At 46.9% G+C, this 15,677-nt stretch carries 17 protein-coding genes; 16 read left to right on the forward strand and 1 reads right to left on the reverse strand.

Annotated elements, in window-relative coordinates:
* Positions 1-4: 4 nt before the first annotated feature.
* The 5 genes from AC9UEY_RS00180 to nusB all read left to right on the forward strand — a co-directional run bounded on the left by AC9UEY_RS00180 (position 5) and on the right by nusB (position 3,062).
* Entirely contained in the window at positions 5-511 is a 507-nt protein-coding gene (locus tag AC9UEY_RS00180; RefSeq protein WP_509536196.1) for a shikimate kinase, read from the forward strand.
* Entirely contained in the window at positions 508-1,563 is a 1,056-nt protein-coding gene (gene aroB / locus AC9UEY_RS00185) for a 3-dehydroquinate synthase (RefSeq protein ID WP_509536198.1), read from the forward strand. Before AC9UEY_RS00180 ends, aroB begins: the two co-directional genes overlap by 4 nt.
* A complete protein-coding gene (locus tag AC9UEY_RS00190; RefSeq protein ID WP_509536200.1) occupies positions 1,560-1,994 on the forward strand; it encodes a type II 3-dehydroquinate dehydratase in 435 nt (144 codons plus the stop codon). Before aroB ends, AC9UEY_RS00190 begins: the two co-directional genes overlap by 4 nt.
* An 85-nt stretch (positions 1,995-2,079) precedes the next feature.
* Positions 2,080-2,640 (forward strand): elongation factor P, encoded by a 561-nt coding sequence (gene efp, locus AC9UEY_RS00195; protein ID WP_029018688.1) that lies wholly within the window; start codon positions 2,080-2,082, stop codon positions 2,638-2,640.
* A complete protein-coding gene (gene nusB / locus AC9UEY_RS00200; RefSeq protein ID WP_509536202.1) occupies positions 2,640-3,062 on the forward strand; it encodes a transcription antitermination factor NusB in 423 nt (140 codons plus the stop codon). Before efp ends, nusB begins: the two co-directional genes overlap by 1 nt.
* Here nusB and AC9UEY_RS00205 read toward each other — a convergent pair.
* Positions 3,049-3,522 carry a helix-turn-helix domain-containing protein gene (locus AC9UEY_RS00205; RefSeq protein WP_509536204.1) on the reverse strand — a complete coding sequence of 158 codons (474 nt, stop codon included), beginning with the start codon at positions 3,520-3,522 and terminating at the stop codon, positions 3,049-3,051. The genes nusB and AC9UEY_RS00205 overlap by 14 nt on opposite strands.
* Positions 3,523-3,647: 125 nt before the next feature.
* Here AC9UEY_RS00205 and pyrR point away from each other — a divergent pair, with 125 nt between their 5' ends.
* Genes pyrR through coaBC form a run of 11 tightly spaced genes read left to right on the forward strand, consistent with a single transcriptional unit; the run spans position 3,648 to position 15,675 of the window.
* Positions 3,648-4,181: a bifunctional pyr operon transcriptional regulator/uracil phosphoribosyltransferase PyrR gene (gene pyrR / locus AC9UEY_RS00210; protein WP_509536206.1), complete on the forward strand. Its 534-nt coding sequence runs from the start codon at positions 3,648-3,650 to the stop codon at positions 4,179-4,181.
* The gene (locus AC9UEY_RS00215) at positions 4,181-5,128 is read left to right on the forward strand and encodes an aspartate carbamoyltransferase catalytic subunit (protein WP_509536208.1); all 948 of its coding nucleotides are present in this window, start codon (positions 4,181-4,183) and stop codon (positions 5,126-5,128) included. Before pyrR ends, AC9UEY_RS00215 begins: the two co-directional genes overlap by 1 nt.
* Positions 5,129-6,436, forward strand: coding sequence for a dihydroorotase (locus tag AC9UEY_RS00220; protein ID WP_509536210.1), 1,308 nt, complete (start codon positions 5,129-5,131; stop codon positions 6,434-6,436).
* Complete coding sequence (gene carA, locus AC9UEY_RS00225) at positions 6,436-7,551, forward strand: glutamine-hydrolyzing carbamoyl-phosphate synthase small subunit (protein ID WP_509536212.1); 1,116 nt, start codon at positions 6,436-6,438, stop codon at positions 7,549-7,551. Before AC9UEY_RS00220 ends, carA begins: the two co-directional genes overlap by 1 nt.
* Positions 7,551-10,811 carry a carbamoyl-phosphate synthase large subunit gene (carB, locus tag AC9UEY_RS00230; protein ID WP_509536214.1) on the forward strand — a complete coding sequence of 1,087 codons (3,261 nt, stop codon included), beginning with the start codon at positions 7,551-7,553 and terminating at the stop codon, positions 10,809-10,811. The genes carA and carB overlap by 1 nt, the downstream gene beginning before the upstream one ends.
* Before the next feature lie 45 nt (positions 10,812-10,856).
* The gene (locus AC9UEY_RS00235; RefSeq protein WP_509536216.1) at positions 10,857-11,648 is read left to right on the forward strand and encodes an iron-sulfur cluster-binding protein; all 792 of its coding nucleotides are present in this window, start codon (positions 10,857-10,859) and stop codon (positions 11,646-11,648) included.
* Entirely contained in the window at positions 11,645-12,595 is a 951-nt protein-coding gene (locus tag AC9UEY_RS00240; protein WP_509536218.1) for a dihydroorotate dehydrogenase, read from the forward strand. Before AC9UEY_RS00235 ends, AC9UEY_RS00240 begins: the two co-directional genes overlap by 4 nt.
* Entirely contained in the window at positions 12,588-13,289 is a 702-nt protein-coding gene (pyrF, locus tag AC9UEY_RS00245; protein WP_509536220.1) for an orotidine-5'-phosphate decarboxylase, read from the forward strand. Before AC9UEY_RS00240 ends, pyrF begins: the two co-directional genes overlap by 8 nt.
* A 21-nt stretch (positions 13,290-13,310) precedes the next feature.
* The gene (gene gmk, locus AC9UEY_RS00250; RefSeq protein WP_509536222.1) at positions 13,311-14,186 is read left to right on the forward strand and encodes a guanylate kinase; all 876 of its coding nucleotides are present in this window, start codon (positions 13,311-13,313) and stop codon (positions 14,184-14,186) included.
* Positions 14,187-14,231: 45 nt separating this feature from the next.
* On the forward strand, positions 14,232-14,480 hold the full coding sequence (gene rpoZ / locus AC9UEY_RS00255) for a DNA-directed RNA polymerase subunit omega (protein ID WP_018207237.1): 249 nt from the start codon (positions 14,232-14,234) through the stop codon (positions 14,478-14,480).
* Between the two features lie 10 nt (positions 14,481-14,490).
* Positions 14,491-15,675: a bifunctional phosphopantothenoylcysteine decarboxylase/phosphopantothenate--cysteine ligase CoaBC gene (gene coaBC / locus AC9UEY_RS00260; protein ID WP_509536224.1), complete on the forward strand. Its 1,185-nt coding sequence runs from the start codon at positions 14,491-14,493 to the stop codon at positions 15,673-15,675.
* Positions 15,676-15,677: the final 2 nt, after the last annotated feature.

Raw genomic sequence — 15,677 nt, forward strand, 5'->3', positions numbered from 1 at the left:
GGGCATGATGACGCGCATTGTTTTAATAGGTGCACCAGGTAGCGGTAAGAGCACAGTTGGCATGGCATTGGCCGCGCATCTGCAGTGGCCATTTGTTGATACTGATGCACTCATAGAGTTGAAGGAGTCAAAAAAGATTACGGATCTTTTCGTCGATAATGGTGAAGAGTATTTCCGTAGTGTTGAGTTCGAGACTTTGCAAGAGGTTCTTCTAGAACCTTCTGCTGTTATAAGTCTTGGTGGTGGAGCGCCGATATCTCAGCAGGCACAAGCTGCCTTGATCTCATCTGATTCCATTATCGTTTTTCTAGATGTTTCCCTTGCGACAGCAGCGCCACGAGTTGGATTCAATCGTGATCGTCCCTTACTTCTTGGTAATCCCCGCGCACAATGGCAGGCACTTTCTGACCAGAGACGCCCGACTTACGAGAAACTGGCAACACAATCTATTAAAGTTGATGATATGACCGTAGATGAAATAATTGCCATCATAGAATCGATGTTGTCATGACGGTAATCACGGTTAACGCTGAGCGTTCCTACCCAGTCACGATAACAAACTCATGGGGCAAAGATCTTGTTGCTATTTTTCAGGGGCGAACTCGTGTGGCGGTAATAGTTTCACAGAGTTACTCGCCAGACTTGTCAGCGTTAAGAGATCTAGATACGGATTGTCATGTCTTCGAAGTTCCTGATGGAGAAGAGGGCAAAAGTATTGCAACCATTACCAACCTCTGGAATTGGTTAGGCGCAGCTGGATTTACACGTTCAGATCTAATCGTTGGTATAGGTGGGGGAGCGATCACAGATTTAGCCGGTTTTGCAGCCGCTTCTTGGTTACGTGGCTTGGATTGGGTAGCAGTGCCGACATCATTGGCGGGGATGGTTGATGCCTCAGTAGGAGGCAAGACTGGGATCAATTCAGATTATGGAAAGAATTTGATTGGTGCGTTTCATTCTCCAATAGCGGTAGTTATTAATACGAGTTTCTTACAGACATTATCTGACCGTGACTTTTCTGCAGGTATGGCAGAAGTGATTAAGTGTGGTTTTATAGCTGATCCTAAGATTCTTACCGTAGCGGCGAAACATTCTGTTGAGTCTTTGCGCAATATGCCCGAGGATATCGCCGAACTGATTCAGCGAGCGATTGCCGTTAAAGCCCATGTTGTCTCCTCGGATTTCAAAGAGAGTTTTGCCCGTGAAGCACTCAATTATGGTCACACACTTGGTCATGCCATTGAGATTTATGCCAAGTATCAATTGCGTCATGGTGAGGCGGTTGCCATTGGCTTGGTTTATGCAGCCGAGTTAGCGGCAGCTCGTGGCTTAATTAGTGGGGTTGAACTTGATCTACATCGCACAATTTTGTCAGCGTATAAATTGCCGACAACCTTCGATCGTCAAGCATGGCAAAAGCTTGCACCGCTCTTGGCTTTGGATAAAAAGGCGCGAGGAAACACCATCAGATTCGTTGCACTCAGTGGCATCGGTGCAACAACTCGGCTTGAAGATTTAACCTCCGCCGAACTTGATGCTGCCTATGAGAGAATTAGCTCATGAAGTTACTCGTAATCAATGGTCCCAATTTATCGCGCTTAGACATACGAGACTCATCAGTTTATGGCGATCTCAATTATGGTGAATTGAAATCGATGATTGAGATAGCAGCAGGCAAGCACGGCTTCGAAGCTGATATTCGTCAGAGTGATGATGAAGCGACGATCATTGGCTGGTTGCATGAAGCGGCAGATAAGAAGCTTCCAGTGATCATTAACCCGGCAGCGTTTACTCACTACTCATATGCAATACGTGATGCCGCCGAGTTAGTGAACTCTCCTTTGATTGAAGTTCATCTTTCTAATCCACTATCTCGAGAAGAGTTCAGGCATACCTCTGTAATTTCTGGCGTTGCCAATGGAACTATCGGTGGATTTGGGCCTAATTCCTATGTTTTGGCCATCATTGCGATGCAAAATCTCCTAGCCAAGTAACAGAGCACCCCTTCGGAGCGGGTATCCTTACCCCTTCAATTACTTTTGAATTAAACCAAGTAGATAAAGAGCGGGTGGATTAGCTGTGGCATCAACAAATGATCTAAAAAATGGAATGACACTTGATATCGAAGGTCAACTCTGGACGGTTGTTGAATTCCAACATGTAAAGCCAGGTAAAGGTCCTGCCTTTGTTCGCACCAAGCTCAAGTCGGTTCTAAGCGGCAAGGTTGTTGATCGCACCTACAACGCTGGAGTCAAGATTGATATTGCGATCCTAGAGAAGCGTGAAATGCAGTACCTCTACAAGGAGGGCGATGATTTTGTGTTTATGGATACAAAGACCTATGACCAGATGACAATTAGTGCAGCAACGGTGGGCGATGCCGCTAATTACATGCTGGAAAATACTGAAGCGATTGTTGCTGTCAATGAGGGCAATCCTTTGTACATCGAGCTTGCGGCATCAGTACCACTCAAAATCACTTACACGGAGCCTGGCATTCAGGGAGATCGTTCTTCTGGTGGAACTAAGCCAGCAACCGTTGAAACTGGCATTGAAATTCAGGTTCCGTTATTTATTAAACAGGATGAGGTCGTTTTGGTTGACACACGTGACGGGTCATACCAGGGTCGCGCTAACTAGTGTCTGCTCGTAGTAAGGCACGTAAACAAGCTTTGGATTTACTGTTCGAAACAGACATCCGAGGAACTGACCCGGTTGCTACCTTGATGGCACGTGATATTCCTGCCGAAGGTCCAGATGCGCGTCCAATTCGTGAATATACCCGCGAGTTAGTCAATGGTGTTTCAGAACATCGTCGCAAAATAGATGAATTGATTACAACGTATGCACAAGGTTGGGACATGGATCGTTTGCCAGCTGTTGATCGCAACATCTTGCGCCTTGGAATCTATGAGATTCTTTGGTCTAACGCTGTGCCTATAAGTGTCGCAATTGATGAGGCGTTGGACTTGGCCAGAGAGCTTTCAAGTGATGATTCATCAAAATACATTCACGGTGTTCTTGGGCGTATAGCCAGCATCAAAGACACTATTTCGATTTAGGGAATTCGTAGTCAGCAATAACCTTTTTGATCTCTTCTGTTGTTAATCCTGAGAATACTTGAAAGTTATTGATATCTTGCGCCCTCAGGGAAATCACCTCACCGTTCCAATCTCCACGCATGCGAGCAATGTTGCGAAGTACCTCAGTGATCTTCTGTGCTACGGGGTTAGTAGTTGTAAGAATCTTTCGTAGATCGATACTGATGCGTTCTTCGGGCAGGAAATGTTGTGGCGGTTCGAAAAGCTCAGAGATCGGTACCTCGTACAAGTTTGCAATCGTGATCAATTTAAGTGCACTTACAGAGCGGTCTCCTCGTTCATAGGATCCAAGAGCAATAGCTGAAATCCGCCCTTTGGAAAGTTTTGCGGCTTGAATGAGGGTGAGGTGGCGTGATTCCCGAATGAGGCGCATGCGCGTATGAAGTGTTTGTATTTGAGTTTGAGCGTGAATAGTTTCCATAAAGCTCACACTATTGTTAGTACGACACCTGAAGATTTTGGTATCCACAGCCTGTCCAAGTCAATGCTATTATCTGCTCTGCATCCTTTAACGACCCATCCTGAGAGGTGGGAAAGGAGATTTACATGAGCGTAGCCCTGTCCGCACAAGACATTACACGTGCGTTGACCCGCATTTCCCACGAGATCCTTGAGAGGAATCAAGGCTCATCAAACATCGTTTTACTGGGCATTCCTACTCGAGGCGCACATATCGCGGTTCGTATTTCATCGATTATTACCTCGATAGAAGGTAGCGAAGTGCCTACCGGAACTTTGGATATCACCTTGTTTAGAGATGATCTAAGAATGCGTCCTCCGCGCGCGATCATGCCAACCAAGATTCCCACATCTGGAATTGAGGGCAAGGACGTCATCCTGGTTGATGATGTCTTGTTCTCTGGCAGAACCATCAGAGCCGCACTCGATGCGTTAGGTGAGATTGGTCGTCCTCGCACCGTGCAACTTGCTGCGCTGGTTGACCGCGGACACCGGGAACTTCCAATAAAGGCCGACTTCATCGGTAAAAACCTACCCACCTCAAAGAACCAATCAGTCAAAGTTTTACTCAGCGAGATCGATGGTCGAGATGAAGTAACGATTGAAGAGGGGGCTGAATAATGAAACATTTACTATCGATTGCTGACCTCAATAAATCTGAGGCTATCTCGATTCTAGACACGGCGACCGAATTAGCCCGAGTAAGTGATGGAGCGGTAAAGAAGCTACCAACGCTGCGTGGTCGGACAATTGTTAACTTATTTGCTGAGGATTCAACTCGTACACGCATTTCTTTCGAGGCTGCAGCCAAAAGACTTTCTGCAGATGTGATTAATTTTTCTGCAAAGGGATCAAGTCTGAGCAAAGGTGAATCACTCAAAGATACCGCCATGACACTTCAAGCGATGGGCGCAGATGCGGTAGTAATACGACATCCTGCATCTGGAGCGGCACAAAGATTGGCAGAATCTGAATGGATGTCCGGAAGTGTTGTAAATGCTGGTGATGGGACACATGAACATCCAAGTCAAGCGTTGCTAGATGCGTTTACTATCCGCAAGCACTTAGGTATGGGCGGTAGTGACCTATCGGGATTGAGTATTGCAATTGTTGGAGATATATTGCACTCCCGTGTTGCGCGTTCTAATGTGTTGTTACTGTCCATGTTAGGGGCTGAGGTAACTCTGGTTGCTCCACCAACCCTGCTTCCAGTCGGAATTCAGAACTGGCCTGTCACTGTTTCCTATGATTTTGATACGGTGATTCCGCATGTAGATGTGGTGATGATGTTGCGAGTTCAACAGGAAAGAATGTCGGAGCTATTTTTCCCCAATGCCAGAGAATATTCACGATACTTCGGCCTCAATGGGGAGCGAATGGCAAAGATGAAAAAGGGGGCAATAGTGATGCACCCTGGTCCAATGAACCGAGGGCTGGAAATTTCAGCCGAGGTTGCCGATAGTGCGCGTTCGGTGATAACTGAGCAAGTAACAAACGGTGTCAGTGTGCGGATGGCGATTTTGTATGTATTGCTCGCCGGTGGAACCTTAGAAGTTGGGAGCAACTAGATGACTACAGCAGATTACTTAATCAAGGGAGCATCTCTGCCTGATGGCAAGAAGACCGATATTGCTATCTCGAAGGGAATTATTTCTTCAATTGGATCCGGGTTAAAGGCTGAAGCCGATACGGTGATTGATGCTAAAGATTGTGTTGTATTGCCTGGCCTAGTCGATCTTCATTCTCATCTGCGCGAACCAGGACGAGAAGATGCAGAGACTGTTTTGAGCGGAAGCAGAGCTGGTGTCAAAGGTGGATTCACTGCAGTTTCAGCGATGGCAAACACATCACCGGTTGCAGATACGGCAGGAGTTGTTGAGCAGGTTTATAGATTAGGTCAAGAAGCAGGGTTGTTAGATGTTTTCCCCATAGGAGCTGTTACACAGGGCTTAAAGGGTGAAGCATTATCTGAGATTGGCGCGATGGCAGATTCAGTTGCCCGTGTTCGTGTGTTCAGTGATGACGGTAATTGTGTTTCTGATCCCTTGGTGATGAGACGAGCGCTGGAGTACATAAAGAAATTTGGGGGAGTGATCGCACAGCACGCACAAGATCCTCGAATGACAGTCGGGTCCCAGATGAATGAAGGTGAAATCTCAGCGCGTTTAGGACTTAAAGGCTGGCCGGCGGTTGCAGAAGAAGCAATTATTGCTCGAGATGTTTTACTTGCTGACCATGTGAAATCGCGGCTACATATCTGTCATCTAACAACAGCTGGTGGCGTTGAGATTATTCGTTGGGCTAAGGCTCGTGGAATTGATGTAACGGCAGAGGTAACACCTCACCACCTCTTACTGACAGATGACCTCGCGAATTCTTATGATCCTGTCTATAAAGTAAATCCGCCGCTTCGAACAGAAGCCGATGTTCACGCTCTTCGTGAGGCATTAGCAGATGGCACAATTAATATTGTCGCAACAGATCATGCCCCGCACCCAACAGAATCTAAAGAGTGCGAGTGGCAAGAGGCAGCTTTTGGAATGCTGGGGCTGGAAACTGCGCTGTCTATTGTTCAAAAGACCATGGTTGATACAGGATTAATGAATTGGATCCAAGTTGCCGATCGTATGTCAGTTGCACCGGCTCGGATTGGTGGGTATGAAAACCACGGTCAACCTTTGGTTGTAGGTTCGATAGCTAATCTTGTTGTGATTAATCCAACCCTCAAATGGACGGTAGACCGCGATTTAGTTCTGTCAAAGTCTTCTAATACTCCATACCATGGCCACGAACTACCTGGTGTGATCACACATACCTTCTTTAAGGGCGCTGCAACATATAGCAATGGAACCGTTGCTTCTATCGGAGGTCATTAATGTCTAGTGCATATCTTGTCTTCGATGACGGACGAATATTTGAGGGATCTTCGTGGGCTACAACTGGCAAGACTTTCGGAGAAGCTGTTTTCCAAACTGGAATGACTGGATACCAAGAGACATTAACGGATCCTTCCTATCACAAGCAGATTGTAATAATGACCGCCCCGCACATTGGTAATACTGGAGTAAATGATGCAGATAATGAATCTGCAAAGATTTGGGTTGCTGGATTTGTTGTGCGCAATCCATCATCAGTTACATCTAATTGGCGTGCACAAAATGATCTCGAAGCAGAGCTAATTTCTCAAGGAATTGTAGGCATTCAAGGCGTCGATACTCGAGCAATAACCCGTCACCTGCGCGATCGCGGTGCTATGAGAGTCGGCATTTTCTCTGGTTTAGAACTCTCTCGTGAAGAGATGGTTGTTGAGGTGCGCAAGGGTGAGGAGATGGCAGGTGCGTACTTAGTTCGGGATGTTTCAACACCACACACTGTCATCATTCCAGCGATTGGGAAGAAGAGGTTCACCATTGCGGCACTTGACCTTGGTATCAAAGGAGCAACACCTCGTGCTCTCGCTGAACGAGGGGTTGAAGTTCACGTTATGCCATTTGATTCATCAGCTGGAGAAATATTGGCGATTAAGCCAGACGGGGTCTTTCTATCTAACGGTCCGGGTGATCCATCAACGATGACAGACGTGATAGATGTTGTGCGAGAGTTACTTGTGGCTGAGGTACCTCTCTTTGGGATTTGTTTTGGTCACCAGATCCTTGGCCGTGCTTTAGGTTTTGAAACTTACAAGTTGCAGTTTGGTCATCGCGGAATCAATCAACCTGTCATGGATAAGAACACAGGCAAAGTCGAAATTACCGCCCACAATCACGGTTTTGCTGTGAAAGCACCAACGGATGCCGAGTTTGCAACTGTCTTTGGTCGCGGAGAAGTCACTCACATGTGTCTCAATGACGGGGTTGTTGAAGGTTTGCAACTATTGGATAAGCCAGCATTTTCGGTGCAGTATCACCCAGAAGCGGCTGCCGGTCCACACGATGCGTCCTATCTTTTTGATCGATTTGTTGATCTTATGTCAAAGAAGGTTCCTGCGTAATGGGTCTTGATACAACAATTAAAAGCGTTTTAGTAATTGGTAGTGGTCCAATTGTCATTGGTCAGGCGTGCGAATTTGATTACTCAGGAACTCAAGCTTGTCGCGTACTTCGAGCTGAGGGAATTCGCGTCATTTTAGTAAACTCAAATCCTGCAACAATTATGACTGATCCAGAGTTCGCCGATGCGACATACATTGAGCCGATAACTCCTGAAATTATTGAGCGAATCATCGCGCATGAAAAGCCTGACGCAGTTCTAGCTACTTTGGGTGGCCAAACAGCTTTAAATGCTGCGATTGGATTGCATGAACTCGGAACACTCAAGAAGTATGGCGTTCGTCTCATCGGCGCAGATGTGGATGCAATTCAGCGTGGAGAGAACCGCGAATTGTTTCGTGGGATCGTTGAAAAAGTCGGTGGAGAGTCCGCTAAATCCAAGATTTGCCACACTATGGAAGAGATCATGGAAGCGGTTGTACTACTTAATTACCCAGTAGTCGTTCGGCCATCTTTTACTATGGGTGGCTTGGGATCAGGAATCGCGTTTAACGAAGCAGAGCTAAGGCAGATTGCTGGTGCTGGCTTGCGCCATAGTCCGACATCAGAGGTGCTACTTGAGGAATCCATTATTGGCTGGAAAGAGTATGAACTAGAAGTCATGCGTGATCGCAAGGACAATGTTGTAATCGTTTGTTCGATTGAGAATCTTGATCCAATGGGTGTTCATACAGGTGATTCAATAACTGTCGCCCCGGCCATGACACTGACTGATGTCGAGTACCAGAAATTGCGCGATCTTTCGATGGAGATCATTCGTGAAGTAGGCGTCGATACAGGTGGCTGCAACATTCAATTCGCTGTAAATCCTGATGACGGCCGAATCATTGTTATTGAAATGAATCCGCGCGTATCCCGTTCGAGCGCACTAGCGTCGAAAGCCACGGGCTTTCCTATCGCAAAAATTGCCACAAAATTAGCCATTGGTTACACCTTAGATGAGATTCAAAATGACATCACAAAAGTCACTCCTGCATCATTTGAACCTACCCTGGACTATGTAGTCGTTAAGATTCCTCGTTTTGCATTTGAAAAGTTTGCAGATGCTGATCCCCGTCTGACGACAACGATGAAAAGTGTTGGTGAGGCGATGGCTATCGGCCGATCTTTCTCTGAAGCGCTGATGAAGGCCCTTAGGTCCCTGGAGCGAAGAGAAGCTATTTTTTCATGGCCTGTGATAACTCAGACCGAACTGTCAGCTCTTGTGCAGTCGATGAAGATTCCGACTGAATATAGATTGCAGCAGGTTCAAAAAGCGATGTGGGCCGGAGCAAGTATTGAGCAGGTGTATGAGGCGACCAAGATTGATCATTGGTACTTGCGACAGATCGAAATAATCAATGAGCAAGCATCTGTCATCTCACAACCTGGCGATTTATCGAAGGATGTACTTCGCGCAGCCAAGATGCAAGGTTTCTCCGATGCCCAGATCGCTAATTTGCGGGGAGTGACCGAAGAGGAAGTTCGTAAGGCTCGCCATCACTTAGGCGTAAGGCCTGTCTACAAAACTGTTGATACATGTGCGGCGGAGTTTGAAGCGTTCACGCCCTATCACTACTCAAGTTACGAGGAAGAAACTGAAGTTCGACCACGTACCACACCGGCTGTGATCATTCTGGGTAGTGGACCAAATCGCATTGGTCAAGGAATCGAATTTGATTACTCATGTGTCCATGCCTCTTTCACTTTGCGCGAAGCTGGTTATGAGACGATTATGATTAATTGCAATCCAGAAACTGTTTCGACAGATTACGACACTAGTAATCGCTTGTACTTCGAGCCACTAACACTTGAAGACGTACTTGAAGTGGTCCACGCTGAAACTCAGGCCGGTCCTGTCTTAGGTGTGATTACTCAGTTGGGTGGACAGACTCCACTTGGTTTGGCAGCTGGTTTAAAGGCTAATGGAGTGACAATCCTTGGTACTTCACCCGAAGCAATCAACCTAGCTGAGGAGCGTGGAGCATTTGGAAATATTCTTGCCCAGCAAGGCCTCACAGCTCCTCAATTTGGAATGGCGTCTTCTCAACTAGAGGCAACAACCATCGCGCACGAAATTGGATATCCAGTACTGGTTCGTCCTTCATTTGTACTCGGTGGTCGAGGAATGGAGATTGTTTACGATGATGTTGCACTTGGTGGATTCATCACACGAGCAACAGACATAACTCCGGATCATCCTGTCCTAGTTGATAGATTTTTGGATAACGCAATTGAAATAGATGTTGATGCCCTATTCGATGGACAGGAACTCTTCCTTGGGGGAGTAATGGAACACATTGAAGAAGCTGGTATTCATAGTGGTGATAGCGCGTGCGTCCTTCCATCAATGACTGTCACAGATGAACAGCGAGAGGAAATCCGTGTAGCAACTGAAAAGATTGCACGCGGTGTTGATGTTCGCGGGTTAATAAACATCCAGTTTGCCCTTGCCGACAACGCGCTTTACGTCCTTGAAGCAAACCCTCGTGCCTCTAGAACAGTTCCCTTCGTGAGTAAAGCAACGGGTGTGCCTTTAGCAAAAGCTGCCGCAAGAATTTCAGTTGGGGCAACGATCGCTGAATTACGTGTGGAAGGTTTACTTCCTGCAACAGGGGATGGAATTGCTAAGGGGATCTCTGTGAAAGAGGCGGTTCTTCCATGGAATCGTTTCCGTCGTACAGATGGGCGAGGCGTTGATGCGGTGTTGGGACCAGAGATGCGCTCTACTGGTGAGGTGATGGGAATTTCTCCAACTTTTGGAGAAAGTTATGCAAAGAGTCAGATCGCTGCATTTGGTCCACTACCGAAATCTGGCACAGTGTTTATTTCCTTGGCTGACAAGGACAAGGCCACGGGAATAGAGCCAGCAAAGGGTTTCTCTGATCTTGGTTTTCATATATTGGCCACCGATGGAACAGCGCTATTTTTGCAAAAGCACGGTATAGAGTGCACCACAGTTCGTAAAAACTCTGAAGGAACTGGCGCTATGGGCGAAAAGACTATCGTTGACATTATCAACGCTGGGGAGATTGATTTGGTGATCAATACGCCGGTTGGCCGTGGCACACGCGCAGATGGTTGGGCAATTCGAACAGCAGCTGTGCAGCGATCTATCCCTTGCATCACAACAACGGCCGGTTTTAGTGCCGCAGTTGATGCGATCACTTTTCTACAGAGCAGCCCGCTTGGCATCAAGTCCCTGCAAGAATGGTTGGCATAGATGTCGCAGATAAACAAAAACGCGCAGCAACTACTCGCTCCCATAGTGAGCAATAAAAAAGTAGGTCAGTACCATCAAATAATTATTAACGTTGGTGATCTTGCTTCGCTGTGTAAGCCAGGAAACTTTGTGGCTATCAATGTTGGTGGTGACTCATCCAGCATGATCTTGCGCCGTGCTTTTGCTATTTCTCGTGTTGCTGTTAACGCTACATTTGGTGGCACGATGGAGATCATTGCTGCGGCGCATGGTCAAGGAAGTAAGTGGCTATGTGCGCAAGGTGAAGGTGTAGTCCTCGACATTGTTGCCCCTCTTGGAACAGCTTTTGGAATTCCAACAGAGCCTGTGCCTGTGTTACTAGTTGGTGGCGGTTATGGATCAGCTCCCTTGTTTGGTTTAGCAGAGGTGCTAAACGCTCGTGGCTGTCGGGTAGACATGTTGCTTGGAGCAAGTACCGCGTCGAAGATTTATGCACCCATGGAGGGTAAGCGGGCGGTTAATTCAATGCGAATCTATACCGAAGATGGCTCCATGGGGCAGACCGGCAGAGTTACCGACCCAATATCTGAAATAATTAAGGATTTAGATGTTGCTGTTGTGTATTCATGTGGACCAATGGCGATGTTGTCTGCGATAACAAAAATCACTGATTCACTCTCCGTTGTCCATCAATGCGCAGTTGAAGAAGCCATGGCCTGTGGTATCGGAGTGTGCATGACATGTGTCCTACCAGTTGAAAATGCGGATGGAAAGATTTCGATGCTTCGTTCCTGCATCGATGGTCCTGTTATGGATGGATCTAAAGTTCAGTGGAGCCTGGTCGGTAAGCAATTATGAGTAGTTTAGATTTCTCTACGACAATTGGAAACACGTGGTTTCCTGCACCAACTTTCACCGCTAGTGGATGCGCAAGTTCAGGTCGTGAGTTGGCGCAATTTTTCCCTTTGCGTGAAATGGGCGGAGTTGTTACAAAGTCTGTGATGTCTAAGGAGCGTGCTGGTCGCTCAACGCCACGTATGGCTGAAACTCCCAGTGGCATGCTCAATTCAATTGGTCTGCAAGGTCCTGGCATAGATGCCTTCATTGCGAAAGATATTCCTTACTTAATTGAACAGAAAGCACGTGTAATCGTTTCGATTGCTGGCGAAACGGTTGAAGAGTATTCAACTCTTGCCAGAAAGCTTCGCTCTGTATCTGGTATCAGTGCAATCGAAGTTAATATCTCGTGTCCGAACGTTGAAAACCGTGGCCTAGTCTTCGCCTGCGATCCTGAAGCTTCCCGTCGCGTTATTGATGGAGTAAGACGAACAATCGGGGGAGAACTACCCATAATTGCAAAGTTGTCACCTGATGTCACAGATTTAGTGTCCATCGCACGTGGTGTTGTTGATGCAGGAGCTGACGGACTAGCGCTCATTAATACTGTCCTTGGAATGGTTATCAATGTTGACACCATGCGTCCACATTTAGGTGGCAAGACTGGTGGATTGTCCGGACCAGCTATTCGACCTATTGCGGTTCGCGCTGTTTATCAAGTGCACGCTGCTCTTCCGCACGTTCCTATTTTGGGGATGGGCGGAGTAGCAAGCGGGAAAGATGCTTTAGAGATGATCTTGGCTGGAGCAAGTGGTGTGTCTATTGGTACAGCTACCTTCGGTAACCCAACTGCGATCATGAAGATTCAAAATGAACTCAAGCAATTGTTGATAGATCGAGGATTTACTTCGCTTAAGCAAGCTATTGGGTACGCACATAGACCTGAAACGGAGCAGGTCAATGCCTAAAGCACCGATAGTTTTAGCAGTCGACACACCCAAACTGGCAACAGCTATTGAATGGGTCAAAGCAACGCAGGATTACGTTGCAGTATTCAAACTGGGTTTAGAGTTCTTTTTGACTTTCGGCATTGATGGTGTGAAAGCAATTCAGGACGTAACTGATTCGGATATTTTCTTAGATTTGAAGCTCCACGACATCCCGCACACAGTAAGTGGCGCCGCTAAAGCTGTTTCGAATCTCGCGCCACGATTTTTAACGGTGCATGCATCGGGTGGTGCCGCAATGATTAAGGCCGCAGTTGATGCATCTCCAAAAACACATGTAACGGGAGTTACGATTCTGACCTCATTGTCAGAAGATGACGTGTCACAGATTGGATTCAAAAACAATGCTCTTGATTCAGCGGTTGGTTTAGCCAACATTGCTGTAGCAGCCGGTGCGGGAGCAATAGTGTGCTCACCTTTGGAGATCGCCGCTATCCGTGCTGCCATAGGTCCTACTCCGATCATTATTACGCCAGGAGTTCGTCCGGCAGAATCTGTCGCGAGCGATGATCAAGTTCGCACCACGACTCCAAAGGCGGCCATCGCCATTGGAGCCAACCTGGTTGTGATCGGACGTCCAATTACCCAAAGCTGGAACCTAGGTGCTGGGGCGATGCGTGATCGCGCCGCTCACATCGCATCCGAACTTATCTAGATTAAAGGCTAGATTTATCGCATGGGATCACCACCGCAGTTAACACCCGAGCAACGCCAAGAAGCACTGCTCAAAGCTGCGACTTCTAGAAAACGCCGTGCTGAGGTAAAGAACAAGATTAAAAATGGTGAGTTTTCTATCGATGTAATTCTAGAAATTGCAAAGACTGAAGATGCAATAGCAAAAATGAGAGTCAAAGAGCTGTTGGAGTCCTTGTCTGGTGTTGGAAAAGTGCGAGCACTGTCACTTATGGAGCGTTTGAACATCTCTCCAACCCGTAGAGTTCAGGGACTAGGGCGTCTCCAGATAAAGCAGTTGCGGGAGGAGTTTATGAAGTCAGATCATGCGATCAAAGCCGGCAAGCTTCTTGTTCTGTCTGGTCCGGGCGGCGTCGGAAAAAGTACTGTAGCCAAGAAGTTACGGGAGGCCGGAGATTTTTGGGTAAGCATTAGTGCAACAACTAGGAAACCCCGGAGTACCGAAATTGAAGGTAAGGATTACTTTTTTGTAAGTGATGATGAATTTACTCGAATGATCAAGGCTGATGAGTTCTTGGAATGGGCAGAGTTTGCTGGTAACCGATACGGCACTCCCCAAGAAAAGGTTGAACAAGCATTATTGTTGGGTAGGAATGTTTTGTTGGAAATTGAAATTGCAGGAGCGAAACAAGTTAAATCACATTTGCCGCAATCTGTTCTTGTCTTTCTTGAGCCTCCCACGTGGGAGGAGTTAGTCGCTCGGCTTGAAGGTCGAGGAACTGATGGCCCTGAAAGAAGGGCTGAACGGCTGCAATTAGCCCAAGAAGAGCTTGTAGCAGCATCGTTTTTCGATGTAGTCCTCGTAAATGACCAGGTCGATAGCGTGGTCGAGAAACTGATAGAGTTAGCCCATAATTAATAGGTAGTTATTAATTCAGTATTGATCAATGAAGCGGGGTAAACCATGGATGGAATCACAAATCCACCGATTGACGAACTTCTAGACAAGAGCGGTTCTAAGTACAGCTTAGTTTTGTATGCTGCAAAGCGCGCTCGTCAGATCAACGCTTACTACTCTCAACTCGGAGAAGGACTACTTGAATACGTAGGACCTCTAGTTGAAACACATGTGCACGAGAAGCCTCTTTCAATCGCTCTTCGCGAAATCAATGAAGGTCTTCTTACAATCGAAAACCTCGAGCCAACAGCTTAAAACCTTTCAGATGTCACTAGTCGGCCGTGAAGTTGTACTCGGCGTTGGTGGTGGAATTGCTGCATATAAGTCCTGTGAGTTGCTGCGGCGTCTTCAAGATCGCGGTTATTTAATTACTGTGGTTCCAACGCCTTCCTCTCTGAACTTTGTCGGAAAAGCAACATGGGAAGCTTTATCGGGTCGTCCCGTAAACACACAGGTATGGGAGAACGTTCATACCGTTCCTCATATTGCACTGGCTGAATCTGCGAATTTCTTTGTGATTGCACCTGCAACGGCAGATCTCATAGCTCGCCTTGCTGCTGGTCGCGCCGATGATCTCTTAACCAATTTAGTATTGGCATCAGATGTACCAAAAATGTTAGTGCCAGCTATGCATCCATCGATGTGGCTAGATCCTGCAACGGTAGCAAATGTTGCAACGCTACGTTCGCGTGGTTTCTTGATTATGGATCCTGATGTGGGACGACTTACCGGAAAAGATATAGGCCCAGGTCGTTTTCCTGAAGTTCCAGCGATTATTGAAAGATTCGATGAATTGACTGGCAATGTTCAGGATCTCAAAGGAAAGCGTGTCTTAGTAACTGCGGGTGGAACACGCGAAGCGATTGACCCTGTCCGTTTTATAGGGAACAAGTCTTCAGGCAAGCAGGGAATAGCCATCGCGCTAGCTGCGCGTAACCGAGGTGCGCACGTACATGTGATCGCTGCAAATTTCGACACATCTGCATTAGAGGGAATAGAGGTGTCTAATGTTGAAAGTGCTGCAGATATGCACAAGGTGTTGTTAGAGCAGTTTGCCACGTGTGACATCTTGATCATGAGCGCGGCGGTTGCTGATGCAAAACCCAAGAATTTCTCCCTTGAAAAAATCAAGAAAGCTCTTTTGGGAAGTATCGAATTAGAAGAAAATCCAGATCTGTTGGCATCTGTGGCATCGTTGAAGAAGAATCAAATAGTTATTGGATTTGCGGCTGAAACCAAGGATCACTTGCAAGAGGCTCGCAGAAAGCTTGAGGCAAAGGGTTTAGATCTTATTTATGTTAATGATGTTACTGGCGGGGCGATTTTTGGCCAGGACCAAACTATGGGTACCATTCTCTTACGCAATGATGCGGATATAGCGGTCAAGGAAGTCTCCAAAGACGCTCTCGGAAATTTACTTCTTGATCAAGCCATCCGGCAGTTAGGTTAAAA

Source organism: Candidatus Planktophila sp. (genome assembly GCF_040402275.1).
Lineage (GTDB): Bacteria > Actinomycetota > Actinomycetes > Nanopelagicales > Nanopelagicaceae > Planktophila.